Origin of the sequence: Panacibacter ginsenosidivorans, from assembly GCF_007971225.1 — a bacterium.
GTDB classification, from domain to species: domain Bacteria; phylum Bacteroidota; class Bacteroidia; order Chitinophagales; family Chitinophagaceae; genus Panacibacter; species Panacibacter ginsenosidivorans.
The window spans coordinates 1,274,465-1,295,243 of sequence record NZ_CP042435.1 but is presented as its reverse complement, the minus strand read 5'-3'; the positions used below and the strand labels follow the sequence as shown (position 1 = coordinate 1,295,243).

15 protein-coding genes are annotated in these 20,779 nt (G+C 36.3%); 7 read left to right on the top strand and 8 right to left on the bottom strand.

Annotated elements, in window-relative coordinates; all coding sequences use genetic code 11:
* Positions 1-73 precede the first annotated feature (73 nt).
* Positions 74-859 (bottom strand): nucleotidyltransferase domain-containing protein, encoded by a 786-nt coding sequence (locus tag FRZ67_RS05380; protein WP_147188562.1) that lies wholly within the window; start codon positions 857-859, stop codon positions 74-76.
* Between the two features lie 712 nt (positions 860-1,571).
* On the opposite strand from FRZ67_RS05380, the gene FRZ67_RS05375 reads away from it, so the two are divergent.
* Together FRZ67_RS05375 and FRZ67_RS05370 are read left to right on the top strand one after the other, a co-directional pair.
* Positions 1,572-2,135 carry a hypothetical protein gene (locus FRZ67_RS05375; protein ID WP_147188561.1) on the top strand — a complete coding sequence of 188 codons (564 nt, stop codon included), beginning with the start codon at positions 1,572-1,574 and terminating at the stop codon, positions 2,133-2,135.
* A gap of 1,495 nt (positions 2,136-3,630) precedes the next feature.
* Positions 3,631-4,860, top strand: coding sequence for a hypothetical protein (locus FRZ67_RS05370; protein ID WP_147188560.1), 1,230 nt, complete (start codon positions 3,631-3,633; stop codon positions 4,858-4,860).
* Positions 4,861-5,197: 337 nt separating this feature from the next.
* Here FRZ67_RS05370 and FRZ67_RS05365 read toward each other — a convergent pair whose 3' ends face one another.
* From FRZ67_RS05365 to FRZ67_RS05345, 5 genes are all read right to left on the bottom strand, one after another.
* Entirely contained in the window at positions 5,198-6,100 is a 903-nt protein-coding gene (locus tag FRZ67_RS05365; protein WP_147188559.1) for an abortive infection family protein, read from the bottom strand.
* Positions 6,101-6,243: 143 nt separating this feature from the next.
* Positions 6,244-6,858, bottom strand: a complete 615-nt coding sequence (locus tag FRZ67_RS05360; RefSeq protein ID WP_147188558.1) for a hypothetical protein — start codon at positions 6,856-6,858, stop codon at positions 6,244-6,246.
* Between the two features lie 77 nt (positions 6,859-6,935).
* Positions 6,936-8,726 (bottom strand): hypothetical protein, encoded by a 1,791-nt coding sequence (locus FRZ67_RS05355; RefSeq protein ID WP_147188557.1) that lies wholly within the window; start codon positions 8,724-8,726, stop codon positions 6,936-6,938.
* A 195-nt stretch (positions 8,727-8,921) separates the two neighbouring features.
* A complete protein-coding gene (locus tag FRZ67_RS05350; protein ID WP_147188556.1) occupies positions 8,922-10,895 on the bottom strand; it encodes an FAD-dependent oxidoreductase in 1,974 nt (657 codons plus the stop codon).
* Between the two features lie 483 nt (positions 10,896-11,378).
* Positions 11,379-12,593 carry an acetyltransferase domain-containing protein gene (locus FRZ67_RS05345; RefSeq protein ID WP_147188555.1) on the bottom strand — a complete coding sequence of 405 codons (1,215 nt, stop codon included), beginning with the start codon at positions 12,591-12,593 and terminating at the stop codon, positions 11,379-11,381.
* Between the two features lie 247 nt (positions 12,594-12,840).
* On the opposite strand from FRZ67_RS05345, the gene FRZ67_RS05340 reads away from it, so the two are divergent.
* Positions 12,841-13,305 carry a nuclear transport factor 2 family protein gene (locus tag FRZ67_RS05340; RefSeq protein ID WP_147188554.1) on the top strand — a complete coding sequence of 155 codons (465 nt, stop codon included), beginning with the start codon at positions 12,841-12,843 and terminating at the stop codon, positions 13,303-13,305.
* A gap of 135 nt (positions 13,306-13,440) precedes the next feature.
* A complete protein-coding gene (locus tag FRZ67_RS05335; protein WP_147188553.1) occupies positions 13,441-14,673 on the top strand; it encodes a carboxypeptidase-like regulatory domain-containing protein in 1,233 nt (410 codons plus the stop codon).
* Between the two features lie 2 nt (positions 14,674-14,675).
* Here the strand turns inward: FRZ67_RS05335 and FRZ67_RS05330 are convergent, their stop codons facing one another.
* Positions 14,676-15,113, bottom strand: a complete 438-nt coding sequence (locus tag FRZ67_RS05330) for a thioredoxin family protein (protein WP_147188552.1) — start codon at positions 15,111-15,113, stop codon at positions 14,676-14,678.
* A 219-nt stretch (positions 15,114-15,332) separates the two neighbouring features.
* Between FRZ67_RS05330 and FRZ67_RS05325 the strand changes: the two genes are divergently transcribed.
* Positions 15,333-15,530 (top strand): hypothetical protein, encoded by a 198-nt coding sequence (locus FRZ67_RS05325; protein ID WP_147188551.1) that lies wholly within the window; start codon positions 15,333-15,335, stop codon positions 15,528-15,530.
* Positions 15,531-15,609: 79 nt separating this feature from the next.
* On the opposite strand, the gene FRZ67_RS05320 is transcribed toward FRZ67_RS05325, so the two are convergent.
* Complete coding sequence (locus FRZ67_RS05320) at positions 15,610-16,863, bottom strand: DEAD/DEAH box helicase (protein WP_147188550.1); 1,254 nt, start codon at positions 16,861-16,863, stop codon at positions 15,610-15,612.
* 442 nt (positions 16,864-17,305) lie between these two features.
* On the opposite strand from FRZ67_RS05320, the gene FRZ67_RS05315 reads away from it, so the two are divergent.
* On the top strand, positions 17,306-18,136 hold the full coding sequence (locus FRZ67_RS05315; RefSeq protein ID WP_147188549.1) for a hypothetical protein: 831 nt from the start codon (positions 17,306-17,308) through the stop codon (positions 18,134-18,136).
* A 223-nt stretch (positions 18,137-18,359) separates the two neighbouring features.
* Positions 18,360-20,714, top strand: coding sequence for a T9SS type A sorting domain-containing protein (locus FRZ67_RS05310; protein ID WP_147188548.1), 2,355 nt, complete (start codon positions 18,360-18,362; stop codon positions 20,712-20,714).
* Positions 20,715-20,779 lie beyond the last annotated feature (65 nt).

Genomic DNA, 20,779 nt, shown 5'->3' with positions numbered 1-20,779 from the left:
GCTGTACCACATGCGCCAGTAAACAGGTTTACATGCCAGCACCTTTTTAAAAGTAAAGAGGTTTTATGCTGCTTTAATTACCTGGTAATTCGTTTAACAGTTCACGAAGCATTTCAACTTTGTTATTTATTTCATTGCTTTCTATGTTTTTTATAGATAAAACAGGTGAAAGTCTTGGATACAGATCCGGTTTGTTAAGCTTTTCTTCAAACTGGTATTTTATCCATTTATTATACGCTATAGGATATGTTTTACAAGCAATAAAAAGTAGCTGTAAAAATTTCTGGAAGGCTTTATACAGAATATCAAATGCCTGGAAGTATAAATGCCGTTTCACAAAAATGTGGCAGTGGTTTAAATCATATATACAGGCATCTTTTATCATTGCCAAACGTTGCAGGCGAAGTTCTTCACTGTAATATGGCAACCATTTATTTTGTAATTCCAGAAAATATTGTCCTGCATTATTCATTGGTGCTGAGTATGAAATCTGGTTGCCGATCTCCAGTTCAAAACTGTCTACCGGCTCACCTGCTTCAATTTTTGCAGAAGTGTATTTGCCATTAATAATATCTAAATGCAGGTGTGCAAATTCACTTGATCTCTTGTATTCCAGATAGGTTGGCTGCTCAATCAAATAATTAATCCAGTCACTTTCAATATTATTAATTTCAGAGATTGAGGTTTCGGGCTTTACTAATATGGCAAAGTCAAGATCACTCTCCGGGGTAGCTTGTCCCCTTGCACAGGAATTTACAACAAGAATAGTATCTACTTTAGGGATACCCACAAAATATTCCCTAACCATTTCTGCAGTGCTTGTATGTAACTGTGTAGGAAAAATTGGCGTAGAAGACATTTTCAGAAGTTAATATTGATTGTTGTATTGTTTAATTGCGGGCAACACATGCCCATACCGAAGTTTTGCACCTGGTTAATTTTTTTGCAGTGAACATTCTTCGTAAAAGAAAAGAAAGGTTGGCAATTTAACCTTTAGCAATAAGATAGTAATATTTTTATTTACAGGCGCCTGGTTATTTACTCATCGCCTGTTGTGTCACTTGAAACATCAAGCTTTAGCATGACACTTGTGGCGCCTTCGTTTTATTCAACTGAAAGCTGCGGCGCCATCACGCCAAAGGCGTTGATACGTTCGGTTGTTTATGCAGCAATGTGGTTTGTTCTTTTTTGTTACAGCAATAGAATTAAAAGATAAGTAAGGCTTAAGCACAGGTCAGGAGATCTGCGCCAGTGTGGAGGTATGCATTAAGTATGACATCTCGGCTGGTGAGGAGAGGCTGACCGATAGAGCGTAGTAGTATTACTGGTTAAAGTAATCGTACATCTTACATACTACCGGCGGTGTGTCCTCACCCGCCGGAACATTTGAATTATGGGCACCGACCAATAGGAAACATCAAGCTTTAGCATGACACTTGTACGTTCTGTTCTTTATGCAGCATGTAGACTTTATAGCATTATTTCAGCTGTTGTGCATGAATGCCGCAGAGTCCTTTTCAAGTTACTCTTCGGAACTGTCAAATTAATTAAAGAAACCATTATCTTCAATTATGATTAAACCTTTAATAACAACCCTTATTTTCCCGCTCCTTTTTCTTTCCTGTAATAAAGATTCATCATCATTAAGCAAAAGCATATCGGGAAAATGGAAATTTACAGATTGGCGTTTTGATGAAGGAACATGGATAGGCAATGATACCATTTCAGATCCTTACCCTGCCGTTTCTGTAGCAATAGGCAAATACAATAATGATACATTTTCTATTTCGTTTACTGCCAATGGTAATTTCACTTTTGTATATCCTTCAACAATTTCGCTAAACTTACCACACACGTGGCAAACTGCATCGGGAAGTTATCACATCATAACTGATTCTTCAATGATCATCTCACCAAACAACTCACCATTATTTGGCTGGCTTTATTATTTCCATTATCCCAATTTTATTGTTGATCATTATCCTTTGTATGATACTGTTACTTTCCGTCGTATATCTGACGCGGAACTTTCTTTAAACTTACAATGGTTCTTTACGCAGCCTGTTGATATAGGGGCGTCATATGATGCAGTTACCATCAGAGGCGAAGGCATATATACCTTGAAAAGACAATAGACCCTTATATCATCATTTCAACTGTTATGCATGAATACCGCAGCATCCTTTTCAAGTTACTTTGCGGAGACTGTAAGTTGATGCTTGTTAAGCACGCTGGCGTCGTTAGTCTTCGTTAGACCAATGGGCAAATGCTTTTGGTTACCGGCTTTGGAATCCCTGTTCATCTTCGTTGTGTCACTCACTTCTACGTTCTGTTCTTTACGCAGCATGCACTCTTTATAACTTCTACTGTTGGGCGCTAATACCAAAGCGCCCATCTTAAAAGATCCTGTGGAAACAAAAAGCACTATAAATCAAGCATTTTAAACTGTATTTAATAGTTTTCGTCTTAACGAATCCAAATTTCATTGGAGTGAATACACCTTTCGTTGCATATAGGTGACCACTTGTATGCATATAGGTGACCACTTGTATGCATATAGATGACCACTTATATGCATATAGGTGACCATTTGTATGCATATAGATGACCACTTGTATGCAGATAGATGACCACTTGTATACAAGAAACGCATTATTTCTCGCGGGAAAGTGGAGTGAGAACAAGGTATTGTGGGTTTAAACTGCCAGTTCTTAAGGCAGCATTGGTTGTGTCACCTGGTACATCAAGCTTTAGCATGACACTTGTACGTTCTGTTCTTTACGGAGCATGTAGGCTTTATATCATTATTTCAACTGTTGTGCATGAAGCCGCAGAGTTCTTTTCAAGTGACTCTGCGGAGACAGAAGTGTAACATTTCGGCAGGTGAGGACACCAGCCGATAGAGCGTAGTTGTGTTACTGGTTAAAGTACTCGTACATTTTGTGTACTACCGGCGGTGTGTCCTCACCCGCCCGAACGATTGAATTATGGACACCAACCGATAGAAAAAACTTGGTACATCAAGCTTTAGCATGACACTTGTACGGTTTGTTCTTTATACAGCATGTGGACTTTATAACTTATCTCAACTATTTACTTGAATGCCGCAGAGTCCTTTTCAAGTGACTCTGCGGAAACAGAAGTGTAACATTTCGGCAGGTGAGGACACCAGCCGATAGAGCGTAGTAGTGTTACAGGTTAACCTGGTTGTACATCTTACGTACTACCGGCGGTGTGTCCTCACCCGCCGGAACGATTGAATTATGGACACCAACCGATAGGAAAATTATGGACACCAACCGATAGAAAATGCTGCAGAGTCTTTTTCAAGTGACTCTGCTGAAACAGAAGTGTAACATTTCGGCAGGTGAGGACACCAGCCGATAGAGCGTAGTAGTGTTACAGGTTAACCTGGTTGTACATCTTACGTACTACCGGCGGTGTGTCCTCACCCGCCAGAACGGTTGAATTGCTACGGACACCGACCGATAGGAAAAAGTTGACTGCATACTTGCACCTGTGAACAGGTGTACATACTTAGACCATTTGGGGAGACCCATCCTTCAATATTTTTTATATTCATTTAAATGATTAATTTGGAGTATTGACATAATTCAAAAAAGCTAAAGCATGAGCCTCGCCCTTCTTCTGCTATCACCTTTTCAAAAAAGAAAAGATTCAAATAAAATTATTTACAACTTAGAAGTTGATTTCACGAAAAAATTGAAAAGTCAGGGATACAATCTTAAAGAAAATAGTGAATATAAAATTTTAGATGAAAAAGAAAATATTGAAAGAATCTTTACTTCAAATGACGTTGAATTATTAATTCAAGATATCATAAAAAAAGAGTTACAAAACGACATCTATCAAATATGGGGATATGAAACTTCAATTAACATAGAAAAAGTTTTGTATGGTAGTTTAACTATAATTTTTTCAGTAGTAGCGGCAGTATACTATGGAGTTTCAAAATATAAAAATTTTATTGAAAGTTGTGAGTTAATAAAAAAGCATGCTATTAAGCTTTTAAATAAAAAGATTCGTGAAAAATTTGGGGAAGGCATTTTCAACGTTTCAATTAGTATTGAATTTCCAACTCACACAATTGAAATTATTGAACGGAAAAGCCTATTTAACGCAGTAAATGTTCCAATTTTAGTAGCCATTCTTACATTAGGTGTAGGGATATGGAATCAATATGAATCAAATAAAAATAAATTGCAATCCGATCTTATATTGAAAGCGTTTGATAATAAAGACACAACGAGCATTGCTTCAATGCTAAGATTTGAATTGAATGCGCACTTAATTGATGACCCTACTGGTTATATCCGAAGAGTTGCAGATCATCCGAGTGAATTAGAAAATCTTATTGGCATTAATGTCCAACCCAACGATCTACCTACAATGATGGTTGGAAACATCACGCAAGATCATGGATGTGAGGCGGGATATGGTGCTGGTTGTTGGAAAACATTTATTAATGCTAACCCAGGAGATACTATTGCATTTCAAATATTTTTCCATAACAGTGAAAAATATCTTGCCGAAAATTTGACAATGAATATGAATCCATTGAAAAGCTCATCAGATACCTTTCACATATTTGTGAGCGACATTATTACGCCATCTCTTCCCATAGTTAATGGTTATACAATGGTTAAAACGTCAAAACCCGTTTCTATCTCTTTTATTCCTGGTTCAATTCGACTTTACAAGCATGGAGAAAACATTGGTTATTCATTCTCAAACGAGGAATCATTATTTACAAAAAATGGTTTATTGATTGGAAATATTTCTCCTGGCTGGGATACTCAAGGAGCGCTTGTAGTTAATTTTAAAGTTTCCGATTTATGACTTAGAATGTCATAAAATTAAATACTGTAATTACAAGTGGTAAATGTTCCGCCTCAACGCAACACCTTTTTCACAGCAACGTCTTTTTGCAAAGCCGTATAAATTACTATGTGAAGTTGCGTTACAGTTGCTTTAGCTTTTTTCTCAGCAACGTCTTCATGCAAAGCCTTGTGAATTGCCATGAGACGTTGCGTTACAATTGACTTCGCAACGTCCCTGCCTTTGCACATAACCTATAAAGGAGATGTTGCGGCGAAAGAACGCTGAAAATTGACTGTCGAGCACGGACCACTGTTGACGCTTTTTACATAGTTGATGTTGTGCGTTCGACTCTTCATTATTGCCTAAATTTATGTGTTTCAAGTAAAAATATTGCAAGTGTTGAAGCTGCACCAACAGAAAGCTTAGCATGTCTTGCTGTTAACCCTTTGAAGTCTGCTTTTTTGCCGTGTCCACTACCATATTGATTTCTTAATTCTCCTATTCCTTGAACAACAGTTGTCAGGCTTCCTAAAATGCTTTTGATTGTTTTCGAAGCTTTTGCTTCATCGGGAATTCCTTCTGCGGTTAGATTAAGTTGTTTGGTGGTTTGTTTAAGTAATTGTAGCAAGTCCCAATTCTTATCCGTTTCAATTTGCCGTTCAGTAAGAATGGTATGGCAGATTGTTTCAATTAATTCTTTCGCTGTTCCAATTGCTAATTCTGGTGAATTTTCAATTGCTCCTTCCATTAAATTAATCTGCTTAAGTACATACTCATCAGAAAGATAATTTGAGATTTCCTTTTTTGACTTTTCAAAAGTAGTCTTACCAAGCAGCTTATGTCTGCCTATAAAAATAGGTCTGTCTGAAATTTTTGTTTTTTCAACTAATTCAAAATTATCTTTTGAAAGATATTCATTAAAAAGTTGATGCAGTTTAGTTACCTGGGTTACGTCGCTTCTTACAATTGGATGAAGCATCTCACACAGAAATTGAAGGAATGTCACATCGTCGCAATGCATTAAGTTGAACCGCCTGTCAGAAAGTACCCAATTATCATCCCAGTCATAATTGTTAATTCTGTGTTGCCAAATGTCGCCAAGAGCATTATTAAATCTGCTGTCTGTTGAAGGCATGTTTTCTAAATCGTAAAGTCTTGATAAAAATTCTGTTTCTTCAAGGCGTCCATGCCAACTTATTCCTTCCACAGTCATTGTGTCGAAAATATCACGCCTTGTAATTGTAGATATCTTGTTCATTGATACACTTATTTCTGAGCAACGTTTTCATAAAAGCTTTGTGTTTAGCTAAGAAATGTTGCTTTGTTAATAATATACTTCAAGTCACGCAACGTCCCCATGTTGCACATATTCTGTTAGGCAGACGTTGCTGCGAAAGAGGTTTAGTTTTGCTTTTTGTGATAATTGTCCCACGCCTTATATGCGTATTTCTCAATGTCAAGATGCATTTTAAATGCAAAGTCAGTGTCCGGAATGATTATCTTACTTCCTTCTCTAGACTTGGAAAAAAATCTATGACCATTATAAACATGATCTATTTCTTTATAAGAATAATATGCACCATTATAATGAACAAAAGCGTTTCTTATGTAATAAAATAAATCCAAGTTTTTCTTCTCCAACTGGGTTAGTCCAAATATATTTTTGTAATAGTTCACTGAAATATCTTCTTCACTCAAAGCATAATTTTTCTTGGATAAACTTTTAATTATTAACTCGAATACTACCCAAGAATTAATTAGTAAGGTTGTAACAATGTCCTCTTGAAAATTTAATAGTAATTCTTTGTTCCCCTTTTTTAGAGCTTTGAGATATTGAGGGAAGTCTAAGTGGTCGTTTAGAATCGCTTTAACATCTTCGGGAATATTAATAATCAATTTTTTTCCATCAGTGTGGTTTATTAATAGAAGTAGTTTTGTAAAAAAAACAGACCTTATAGATTCGAAGTAACCTAAGGCTTTTAGTTCATCAAGATTTGTTATTTTTTCAATATCCATAGCTTATATTCGATTGAACAGGATTTTCCTATCTCTGCATATAATCTATAAAGGAAACGCTGTCGTGAAGAAGCACTTCAATTTCGTTCCCATGCGACAATATAATATTCTTTGTCTCTTTTTAAAGCTTTGAAGGAATCCAAATTGTCTTTAAGTTTCTTTGCTTGAGTGGCAGCCAATTCTCCATTATCTTTTAGTAATATATCCCTAAGGCTTTTTATTATTTTTTTTATTTCATCGTAGTTTTCAACTTCATCAGGTAACTGAGTATTTTCAATCTCACGTTTCATTACCTCTAATGTTTCAATTATATAATTGATTGCTTTTTTTGCCATTTCATTCTTCTTAAAATACTCTGAAATGATTCGTGATAATGCTCCCCATTCATCTAAAAGCCCGATTGAATAAAGTGTTCTTTGTCTTTGACATTTAATTATAAAGTCACCGATACTAGTCATGATATATTGTGTGTACACTTTTTCTTCTTTTATAGCTCGTTCTAACATATATTTTTCAAGTTTGAAAGGGTTACTTTTTTTGTCAAACAACTTCGATTGTAAAGCAGTTTCTGCGTTATAGATTTTATCTCGTACAATATCAATGATCAGATACGCAATTTGCAATTCCCCTAAATTGGATATTTCACCATTGGAAATACGGCTTAATATAATACTGAGTTCTCTTTCACAATTCTCATATAAAGTTCTATCGTTGTTCTCAATGGCAATCTTCTGAATTTCAAATATTGATTCCCCAAAGTCTATAATATAATCCCATTGTAAACTAGCATCAATATTGTAAACACCCCCCTGTTTTTTAAAGTATCCATACAACTCCTCTAGTAAGTTTTCTTGTGGGCAATTCTCTTGCAAACTAAATCGGAATATATTAGACAGAGTTTTTGCTGCCGTTGATAGATTATCATGCAATTTGTTTCGACCCAAGAAACTCAGGAAATCCTGTAAAAAAAAGAAACCGATTTCTTGATAGTGTAGATATGGATGCTTTTTCTCAATGGCGTTTATATAAATAGTTAGGATGCTATCCCAAACCGCATCGAAATACTGATAGCTACCTACACGAACAGCTTCAAAATTTCCTCCTTTCCAAATTATTACTAACCCTCGCTGAACCTTTTCCACTAAGCTTCTATTAGAGCCATCACCTATCAAATCGATTATCCTCCAGTTTAGTGCTTTTAGTATTAAATTGTACGTCTCAAAATCGTTGTCCCGAATTGAAGAAATGAGTTCAGCTTTTATAAGAAAAAAAGGTGTTTCATCATTCTCTAAAAGAGAGATAGAATTACTATCGAAATCATTTACGTCAAAATCTTCCACTTTAAGACTATGAATTGATTTGAGCACCTTTCTCAAGCCACTTGTTGAATACAGAATTGACTTCATTACAGGATAGATTAATACAACGAATAAAATGAAAAGATAACTTACATAATATGCAATTGTAATATTCTTTCCATTTGAAAAATCAGGAATAAGAACATATGATGCTATCGATAATAAAATAGTTACTACCCCAAGAGAAATAAAGTTCCTGACTATTGAATTATTTAAAATATTTCCTCCTATTCTTTTGAATAAGGTATGCTTTGACAATTCAAACGTTAGTAAAACAACTGTTACTACAATTCCAAATATTGAAGCAGTCGTACTTATAATAACATTGAAATAATCTTTGGCTTGGATTGACTGAATTCTAAATAAATCTGTGAAAATTGGCATTTCCTTGTTGCTAAGTAAGAAGTATATAAAAAAAAGAGCGATAGATATCCAGTTTTTAATAAGACCAATAATCAAATGCTCCAAAAATATTTGAAGGAGTGTCTTTTGTTCAAGGTTGTCATTCATAAACATTTTGTTTTTGATAAATTTACTTCATCATTTATGAATTTAATTCCTATGTCTACAAGTATATTTCTTTTTATCAAGGTGCTGCTATACGAAACTAACCGTACAAGTGTGCGACGCAACGAAAGCCTCATAGCAGTACTTCAGTTGGGCTCATAAAAAAATATTAGATTCCTCGTACCTCGGAATGACAAATTACTTCTCCGGCACAAACAATACTGCATCTGCAACTACAACTCCGTCTACGTCTTTGCTGGTAAGGGTTACTGTGGTTGTATTTCCTTTTGGGAGTTTGTATGTACCGAGTGTTATCCACTCGCCGCTGGTTTGCCCTTCGGCTTGTGTGGGTGTTGGTATATCAACATTTTTTGCGGTGCCATTATTAATTGTGTAATGCAATGTTGTTGCTGCATGCGCTACCATTGGCACATACACATAAATAGTATAGTTACCGGGGGTAAGTATGCCTGGCGTGTATGCAACAGTTGCGGGCTGTGCAGAAACGGGCAGTTGCAACCAGGTGGGTCCGTAGCCGCCGGTGGTTTGTTTTTGATGCGCACCTGTTATAGTTACATGCAGTGAATCATTATCATCAACAAGTATTTCGGGTGTGCTGCCATTCATTAAAGGGTTTTGTACAAGCAGTTGCTGTAACTGTTTTACATTAACCTGTTGCACTGTTTGGTGATTGTCTATTGCCATGCAAGCCGCGGCAGCGCTGCTTTCCGCAAGCACCATAAACACAGGCTCCATACGTATGGAACCATACGCTATATGACTGGCACTTAAACATACGGGCACATATAAATTTGTGCACTCATTTGCTTTTGGCACAAGCGCACGATAAGCAACAGGGTAAGGACCAAAGCCACCTACCTGCACATCGCCTTCGTTCTTTACCATGCCGTTTACAACAAGCCGTTCGCAGTTGTGCGAATCCATTGTGTAGGCAGCCATGCCTGCTGCATCTGTTATTTGTTCTCTGCCTTCGCAATTATTTTGTGTCATAACATAAGCGCCAATCATGCGGCGGCTTTCGCGTATGTACGCCTGTGGTGTGAAATTGTTATTGTCTGTGTATTCATCTCTTGGATAACCCCATTGCAACATTTCATTGCGCAGATGTTCGGGCATGCGTGGGTCGTGACCAATAAAATACAACAAGCCTTTTGTGTATTGCAGTTGAGAAAATAAAAACTTTTGCCGTGTGTTGTAATCTGCTTCGGGATAATCCCAGTTCATGCCAATATAATCTGTTGAGAACGGGCCATTGTTGTTGATGTCTGTTTTGTGATTGGGCATAATGTCGATCTTAAGCACACGATCGTTGAGTTCTTTGGGTTTGTATTTATTTATATAGCGTAAGAGTAATTGGTATTGAGAGGCGTCGTAACCATCGGGTGCGGTAATGTCAATCTTGTTTGCAGCATCATTGGTTAAGCAGATGCGGTAGTTGTAGGTTTGTACCATCTTGTTGCCAGTACCATTTGGCAACGGCTTATTATTGCTGATGCCCCAGAGTAAACCGCTTGTTGAATCGCCGGGAATTTTGTAAGGATCAATGCCATCAGGGAACTGGTGTTTATCGAGTAGCTGTGAGCCGTTCCATGTTTCGTTGTAGGTTTTATTATCTTCCCTGCCTACGGTATAGCTTACGCCTGCTTTAGCCATGAGATCGCCTTCGTAACTGCAGTCGATAAACATTTTTGCAGTGATGTTTTTCTTAAATGTTGATGCGGTTGGATTTAAGTTTTGTATTTCTATACTTTGTATGGCACCATTTTGTTTTGTTGCATTTGTAATAACATATTGAAACAACACGGGCACATTTGCTTCTTTGATGTATTGATTAAATATTTCTTCTGCTACATGCGGTTCGAAGATCCATGATTCGAATTTGCCATAGTGCTTGCCTACTCTCCTGTAGAAATCTCTTGCAAGACCAGTTACTACATATTTGTTGCCGATGTCTGTATAACCTAATCCGCCGGAAGTTAAGCCACCTAGGTGTTTGCCGGGTTCTATGAGGATTACCTTCTTGTTTTGCTTTGCGGCAGTGTATGCGGCGATTACGCCTGCGGAGGTGCCGCCGTAGATGCAGATATCGTATTGTGCTTTTGATTGAATGATAATAAGAATGGAGATCGTTAGTGCAAGAATGTGTTTCATACGATTAAAGTTATTGTTCTTTTGCCTTGGTGCAAGTTGGGATTTACTTTTTTGTCCTGACACAAAAAACTAACAAAAAAAGTCAAGGCTCCGGAAAAATGGCTAAAATTTACTTCATTAGGCTACAGCGAAGCAGGTTACTATGTTGCTTTATATCTTTTTTCAGCTAAGACTCATTAAATTCAGCTGAACTTTATTGAAAATCTTCGCTGCTTAACGCTCCATTCCATAAATTTCCTAATGCCATTTTGCTGATGCCGGATTCCAAGGTTCAGTCCTCGCATCTGACAAAACGGTATTAATTACTCACATGCAAACAATAATCAGGTACATGAAAATACAGCGGCCCCAAGCTACAGTAGTACTACAGCTTAATCAAGGCGAATGCACGGATGGGCTGTATATCATCAGTGCTTGAACTTTTGTTACTTTTTCTTTCAAGAGAAAAAGTAAAGAAAGACAAAAAGCAAATGAGATATTATTCTACAAATAACTCAGCCACCAATACTGCGGATGGTTTCTTTTATACCTGTCATATTTTTTGCACAGGAAATAGAGTATAACAATAACAAGTATCCAAACTAAATAAACAACGCCTAATGAAAAACCATAACCTTTTAATTTGGGGTCAAAATTTATCCATGTGGTAAGTATCATATCACTCCATTTGAAACCACATAAATAAGTTGCTGCCATTGCCAGCAAATGAATGAGGTAAAGATGCACGATGTAATAAAACATTGCTACACGGCCAATCATTTTTATTTGTTTACTGAACCAGCTTGTTACATTTTCACTATAGGCAAGAAACAATAATGCCGGCCCTATGGTAACAAGCAGGTATAATAGTGATGGCGGATATTTAGTTACGTTTATAAATGAAAGCAATGTGAAAACGGTAGTTGACTGCTCACTCCAGGGAGATGGATCTCCATACATATTCGAGAAGCGCAGTGCAACAAATAAAGCAAGCGCACCTGCACCCAGTTGCTTCAATATTTTTTTTCTTTTATCTGCATCAAAATCTTTACTGTATAGTCTGCCAATGCAATAGCCCAATGCCATAACGCCTATCCATGGAATAATGGGATAACCTACAAAATAGGTATGACCTCCATAAAAGAAAATTTGTTGCTCATGCAACATGGCCCATAAAAATGATGGGGCGCCATCACCAGGTACATGTATGCCATCAAGCAGGTTATGTCCAAACACCATGACAAGACCTATCAACAGTATCGCTGAGAAAGGCAGGTAAATAATAGCCGATAAAAACAGCATGCTTATACCAAGCGCCCATATAACAATGAAATCAATAACCGTAAAATGCACATCGAAATACCAGGCAAAACCTATAAAAGTAAATTCTAAAAAGATCAGCCATAAACCACGTGTAAATAAAAATTTAGAAAGATACTTTTTTCCTTTTTTCTCACCCACAATAAAGGCAGATATGCCGCTTAATACCATGAAAAGCGGTGCGCAAAAATGAGTAATCCACCTGGTGAAGAATAACAGCACATTTGTTTTAGAAAGATCAGTAGGTGCATACAAACCAGCGTCTGCATGAAAATAATCACGAATGTGATCGATGGCCATTATGATCATGATCGTTCCTCGCAACAGATCAATAGATTCAATACGTTTTGTCTTTGTTGTTATGGTGCTGGCTGATATAACGGGGGTACTTGTTTCCATAAAGATGATTTGTAAGCAGGTATTGATCCTGCATGCTGGTTGTTTTGGTTTGCCGTATTAATAATGTAAGACCTGAAGTTAAGCAAACAGAATCGTAAATGCAAAAGCCCGGTTCAGGCAGTGAAATAAAAAACTTTGGTGGTCAGCTATATCAGGCTATTGCGCTTCTGTTGTGTCACTCACTTGTACGTTCTTTTCTTTACTGAACAATGTAAAACATTTATATTCAATCTTAAATAATCACATTATGAGAAAAGCTTTTTTACTTACCACAGTCACTATAATATTATGCACTAACAGTTATGCTCAAAAAGCCGGTACTGAAAAGGAGATCAGAACAAGTTTACAACTATGGAATAATGCTGCAAAACGAAGAGACACCATTGCTATCATGAATATGTTTGATAAAGCTGAAGATATTATGGTTGTTGGTTCTGACAGTGGTGAGATTTTTAAAGGCCCGGCCTCAGTAAAAGAATTTATGAGTTTTCTTTTTGCCCAATACAGTTTTTCATGGGACATGAAAAGAATTGACATTTCTTATAATGAGAATACTGCATGGGCATTTACAGACGGCAATATGACTGTTACGGATAACAACGGTGGTATAATCGTAACACCTTACAGGTTTACTGCAATTTTTGTAAAAAGAAATGATGAGTGGAAATGGCGTTTGTATAATGGCTCAATCCCAAAAGGAGAGGAGCAATAAAAGTTGCAGTATATTATTCTGTACAAGTGTGCGACGCAACAGAAGTTTAATGCCCGAGCAACCGCATGGCCCCAAAAAATATTTCTAAAAATAAGTAGTAACTAATTTTTTAGTTATAAATTTCTATATTGCAGCATGCAAAAAATATGCTGTTGCGTAATTGCCTGTATTCTTATAACATCAACTGTTTATAGTCAAACACTTTTGTTGAAAGGAAAAGTTTTAGATGCAGCGTCCGGCAAGCCTGTTGCGGGTGCAAGTGTATTTCTGAGCAATACTTCTTATGGCAGCGTAAGCAACAGTGCCGGTGTATTTGAAATTACAGGCATAAGGCAAGGTAACTATGATCTTATTGTTTCTTATGTGGGCTATGAAACATACAGCAATTCAATATCACTAAATGCATCGAAAGAAGGTTTGGCGATAAACATCAAACAAAAAGTGGCAGAATTAAAAGAAGTGATCGTTCGCAATTATCAAAAAGATGGCTGGCAAAAATGGGGCAGTTTTTTCATAGAAAATTTTATTGGCACTTCCGCATTAGCACAACAATGTGTTTTGAAAAATAAAGACGTACTTAAATTCAGCTATTCAAAAAAAGATGATGAATTGAATGTTGATGCAACAGAACCAATATTGATAGAGAACAAAGCATTGGGCTACACCATTCAATACCAGCTGGAGAATTTTGTTTATGATTTTGAAAGAAAGTCGCTTTTTTTTGCAGGCTATCCTCTATTCATTGAAATGCAGGGTGGAGCAAGTAAAAAGAAAAAATGGGAAAAGGCAAGAGCGGATGCATACGAAGTTTCGAGTATGCGTTTTATGCGATCGCTTTACAGGAACAGGCTTACAGAAGATGGCTACCAGCTTTTATTACTGGAACGTATTCCAAACCTTGAAAAGCAACGACTACAGGCTAAAGAAAAATTTTATTACGATACTGTGCGGCATAAGAATTTTGTTGTAAGCTTTGAATCAACACTTCAACCAGACAGCCTTGATCATTATAAAAAGGTAATGGCGCAAAAAGACCCTATTGAAATTATACACCCAGGTTTATTAAAAGGAGAAGATATTGCTTATGGCGCGGATAGTATAACTGCTGCACTTGACTTTAAGCAATATCTTATTGTTCGTTTTCCGCAAAGAACCATTCCACAGGAATATGCAGCTATAATACCACAGGGCTCCACCAAACAACCTGTGTCGTCCATTATTTCTCTTATAAACCAGGTGCCTGTATATGTAACTTCAAATGGTTATTACTATAACGTAACTGATATGGAGATGGAAGGTTTCTGGGGATGGTGGGAAAAGATATCTTCTTTATTACCGTATGATTATATGCCTTCAAAAAATAACTGATATTATTTAGCCACCGCTTTAGCAGCTTCCTGCAATACTATTTCGGGTGTATTTTGTTTCTCGGTTAAAGTAACCTGGTAAATAACTTTTACATCAGTATTATAAAAAAGAAAGGTGGGTGTGGATGCAATGTTCAGTTTTTGTTTTTGTACAAAGGCCTGTGTTTCCACACTATTAGCATCAAGTCTGTAACTGATAAAATGATCGTTGTAATATTTGGCAACTTTTGCGTTGGCAAAAGTGGGTTCGAACGTTTGACATACATGGCAGTCCGGTGCATACACTTCCAAAAAAACTTTTTTGTTTTGTGCTTTGGCAAGTTCAAATACAGTACGGAGATTACCCTGTGTAAGAAAGTTCACTTTTTGCTGTGCATGCAACAGGTTGCTGAAAATAATAAAAGCAATAATTAAGCAACTGTATTTTTTAAGATAATTCATGAGTTTAGTCTATTGGCCAAATGTAATATATCTTTTATCAATATTTTTATTCGTTGTAATCATTTGCCTATCTTTCACACTAATGTACAAGTGTGCGACGCAACAAAAGTTCAATAGCATTGCAATAGCCGGGTACAAAAATATTTTACCTATATTCAATGCACACATGCTTATGTAGCATGGTTATTTTTTAAGATATGCGCGATAAAATAAATTACTATGGACAACAAGGGTAAAGGTATTCTCTACAGTATTCTGGGAATTTATTCGTTGATGGTAAGCTGGTATTATAATCATTCCATTATTTTGCTGATCATTCATTTTATATTCTGGCCCATTTACCTGATATACGAATTATTGACCGGGCATTTATCTCATGATATGTGGAAGATCATTCCTCAATCTTATTTTAAATAAGATCTGACTATAATTGTGCTCAAAAAAAATTCGTGCAGCGGAAAACTGCACGATTTTGTTTTAAGGATCAATTTTATTTTTATGCACGCTGCAACGAAGGCCTGCCATACCTTTTAGCCGGTCTGGCGTTCTTATTGCTATTATAAGATGGCTGACGACTGTTAACCTGCTGCGGCACTGCATTGCTAAATGAAGTGCTGTGGTAAGGGTGCTCGTTAACAACTGGTATTGTTTTATTAATGAGCTTTTGTATGTCGCGTAACAATAATTTTTCTTCCCTGTCGCAAAAAGAAAAAGCTGTACCACTGGCACCTGCCCTGCCTGTTCTTCCAATACGATGTACATAAGTTTCCGGCACATTGGGAAGATCAAAATTAATTACATGCGCCAGTTCATCTATATCAATTCCTCTTGCAGCAATATCGGTTGCAACAAGTACTCTTGTTCTCCTGTTCTTAAAATTTTCCAATGCAGTTTGCCGTGCATTCTGAGATTTATTGCCATGAATAGCTTCTGTAAAAATGCCTGCCCTGTTCAGGTTTTTGGCAATACGGTCAGCACCATGTTTGGTTTGTGTAAAAACCAATGCAGTCCCGATCTTTCTATCGCTGAGCAAATGCTGCAGCAATGATTGTTTATCCTGCTTCTCTACAAAATAAATGGATTGCTGAATAATATCAACGGTAGATGAAACTGGTGTTACCTCTACTTTAACAGGATTGGTCAGTAAAACATTTGCCAGTTGCTGAATTTCCTGTGGCATCGTTGCAGAGAAAAATAATGTTTGCCTTTTTGCAGGAAGTTTGGCAATGATGCGTTTTACATCGTGCACAAAACCCATATCAAGCATACGGTCTGCTTCATCAAGTACGAAGAACTTTATATCGTTAAGCGTAAGATGACGCTGGTTAAGCAGATCAAGTAAACGGCCCGGTGTTGCTACTAAAATATCTACACCGCGACGCAATGCATTTACCTGGTTAAATTGTGAAACACCGCCAAACATAACAAGATGTTTCAGGTTGAGAAACTTTCCATACGACTTAAAACTTTCTTCGATCTGTATTGCCAGTTCACGAGTGGGCGTAAGAATTAAGGCTTTTATTTTTCGCTGACCTTGTGGTGATGCCTGCTGTTGCTGATGCATCAATTGTAATATCGGTATTGCAAAAGCTGCTGTTTTACCGGTGCCTGTTTGGGCACAACCAAGCAGGTCTTTGTTTTGTAAAATAGCTGGAATAGATTTTTCCTGGATGGGTGTAGGTTTTGTATAACCTTCAATGCTTAAAGCCTTTAATACAGGCTCTATTAGCTGTAAATTGTTAAATGACACGTATAAAAAATTTGATTAAAAAATGTGGCAAGGCTATCAAAACGGATGATACTTTACCTGCCTTACGTTAAGCCATCACTGGATTTGTGTGGTATAAAAACGGAGAGAGCAATAACATTAAGAACTGCAAATATAGCTGCTTTAGCCCAAAGTAGGAGATTTTATATTTGTGTAGTGAGCTGTAATGCAGGTGGCGTCAACTGTTGCGTCGCACTCTTGTACAAAGGAATATTTTTCAACTTTAGAATACTTAAATTATCCGTAAAGCATGAATCAATTTAAATTAGCCGGATTATCATAATTTTAAAACTACTCTAAATACGATTCAACTTCTTAAATTATTAGGCTAAAATAATTTTGTAATTGCAACCATTAATTCTAAAAACTCTAATGCTAACTGTTCCTAAAAACATTATTACAAATAATATTTAAATCTTCAATAATGAGCAAAAAAAATGTTCCTGATAGCGAAAGAATTTTTGAAAATGTTATTTTTAAATATTATCAGCCGGCTTCGAATTTTATAAAAGAAAGGCTTAAGCAAGCGAAGAAGGTTTATCCTGAAATATTGCAGCAGGAACAAAATATCCAGGATACCTTAACAATCAGTTGTGCATATAGGATCTTAATTTCTCTTGATGATGAAAGCATTAAACCATTGATACCCGCAGACAGTAAATATCCGTTTGCAGGGATAACAGATGTAAAAAATCTATTGAAATTGATTCACCCCGGATTTCTTGTTCCTTTTTTGATTTATTGTGTAATTGCGTATGAACTTGCCGGAAAAGTAGAGGCAACACCAAATGATATCTTGTCTATTTTTTTTCAAATTACTTTACCTATTAGATTTAAAGGGCAGAAAGAATATGCATGGTATATTCAACGAACAAAAGTATTATCAGTAAATGAACGTAATGAAGTAATTAGTCATATTAATACTTATCATTTTGAAAGAGAGTTTATTCCACTTGAAGAAACTGAATACCGACTTATACAGGCTTCTGTTTTAAAGGATGAGTTTTTACATGAAACATTCCAGGATGAAATTGCGAAGCAAATGAAACTCTATTATGAGCATGAAGTATTTCAAAAACAACACTGGGATATATTGAAGTCATACATACACACAGAAAATAAATTGAAATATACCCAGAGTACTATTTATGCTTATAACAAAGATATCTTATCCCTCATGAAATTACATACAGGCTACGCGTTTGGCAGCGTTAAGTCTGTTGTTGCCTACCTGCAGAAAATAAAAGTGTTTTAGTATAATTCGATATACTTTTTTCTGTTCTAAAAGAATAACCCTAATAGGGTTATTTTTTTTCTTTTAACTCTAATAATTTGATTTGCAAAATAAATACAAAGAAAAAATGAAACCCACTTTTCCCATTATTACTATCCCATCAAACCTTTAAACTCTTACAAATAGATTTTTGAAAGCTCATCAATTGAAAATATAAAAATCAACCATCTCTAAAACTTAATTTATGAAAAAGACATGGCAAGTAAAATTTATTCCTTTGTTTTTGTGCACATTTTTGCTAGTTAAAACAAATGCGCAAAGCATTAATCCAAATGGATATGGCGTATGGCAAGCGTTTGGCGACGTGGCTTTTTCCAATCCTTCTACACACCCAGATCTGCTTAGGGGAAGACTTTTTAATATTAACTGGAGCCAAATTATGGATCCGGTTACCGGCAACTATGATTTTACAAGCATGGACCAGTCAATTAAAGTAAGAACTACTGATAATGGTGCAATTGCTGCCTTGCCAATCATTGTTATGGTATATGTTTATAACCTCCCTGACAATGGCCCTGCTTATATTCTTGCTGATCCGAGTGTGTCAAAAATAAAAGTTACCTATAATACGATCCCCCAAACAAGTTATGATATGCCTTATTTCGATGATGCCGACTATAAAGTATATTTTAAAAATATGATAACTGCACTCAAAAATCACATTCAGGATGTTTTAACCACTGGAAATTATTCAAACAATATCAAAAATGCGTATAAAAAAATTATTGGTATTCAGGCGTGCCTTGGAAGTACCGGCGATTATATAAGTTATAAAGGCGATGTTATTAATTACCAAGCCTATGATACTAACTTGCGAAGTCTTACCTGTGATGATTTCACCAGATTGTTTAAAGAATTTACAAAATACTATTACCAGGAATACAATGCTTTAAATCAGGTAATAACAGCAAGCCCTTATTCTTTAAGCCCCATAAGAGTTTTGATCAATCCAGACAATTCACGGAATGATAATGATGCATGGATTGCAGGCACAGGCGTAAATGATTGTAATTGTAAAGATACATGGCGCAAGAGCTCAATCTTAGGGCATATATATCAATTCAACCAGGAAAAGAATAACCCCGTTAACCCTGATCAATGCTCTTTTGATCAATGTCTGAATGGCGTACCAACATCCGATTGGTGGTATACAACCCTGAACACATTTTATCCTTCTTCAGTTTTCCCCCCAAGTGGTGATTATATGAGAGCTCGTTGCGAATTGTCAGGTGAATTAATTGGTAATACTGCAAATTGGTGGTATGACGGAAGTGTTTCAGGCAGTCTACCGAATGCACAATATAGAAATTTGTTTGCGTTGTATGCCTATATGCTTCATTGGGGAGTTGATTGGAGCAATGCTACCCCAACAGTACTTAATGATCAGAACTATTGGCCTGCTATGGACTTTTTCAATAAATATTCTGCTCCGGAGCTAAAAAATCCGGGAACAGCCACGAAAGCATTTTGTATGCTCAGAGATGGGCTTGACGCTTCTGACTATGTAAGGTTTAACAATGACCCAAACCCTCAGATAACCTGCCTTAAAGATGCCACCAATACAGCACTTATGAATCGGTTTAATTATGCACTGAATTATGTTGATCCGCAATTCCCAACAACAGCAACTTTTATTCAAAGAGGTGCTGATATACGCGATATGTCAGCAGCTATAGGTGGGTCATCATCAAACAGAAAGTCTACAAGAATAAATGATGTTGGTTGGGAAATAATACCGGATAATTACAGCAGATATATTACACAAATTAAACCAAGATTCGATCTTGATGGAGATGGCATCAGTGAGCTTTTGCCTTTATATAAATCGTGTGATGGATGGTGGAATTTAAATTATCCTTTCACAAAATCCGACGGAAGCACAATTGTTTCTGTGTATGGCCGTTTTGCAAAATCAATAACCAATGTTTATGGTAAAAGGGCCATGTATTTCGATATTAATAATAGTTTTTTGTCAGGATATACCGGAAATATTAAAATAACTATTACTTATCTTGATAAGGGCAGCAATAAATTTTATTTAAAATACAAAGATGCATCAGGTGCGATAGTTATAGAAAATATTCAAAAGTCAAATGCAGCCTCTCCTACATGGAAACAGTATGTTTCACAAGTAATTCCTGCATCTTATTTTGTGAATTCCTGCGCATTTGCAAGCGATTTTTTTATTCAAACACAGTATACAGGTGGTGTAACGCCTGAAGAAGATATCGTTGCATTGGTAGAGGTAGAAAAAGTTGCCGGACCTATGAAACAAACATTAACAAATAAGACAACAAATTCCTTATTATCTGTTTACCCCAACCCAGCTTCAGATCGGTTTACAGTTTCTTTACAAAACAAAAAAATTATGTCTAACATAAGTATAATAGATCAATCAGGAAGAGTTGTTTATCAAAAGCAGGCCAACAACGTGTCGGTAACAATACTTCGTTCTGAAATTGGAAACAGACCGGGTATTTATTTTATTTCCGTTACAGCAAATGGTGTTGTATATAAGAAAGAATTGAAATTACTATAATCCTAAACTCTTAAAAGAAAAGCTGGTTATTAAACCAGCTTTTCTCGTTTAGTATGAAAGTTATT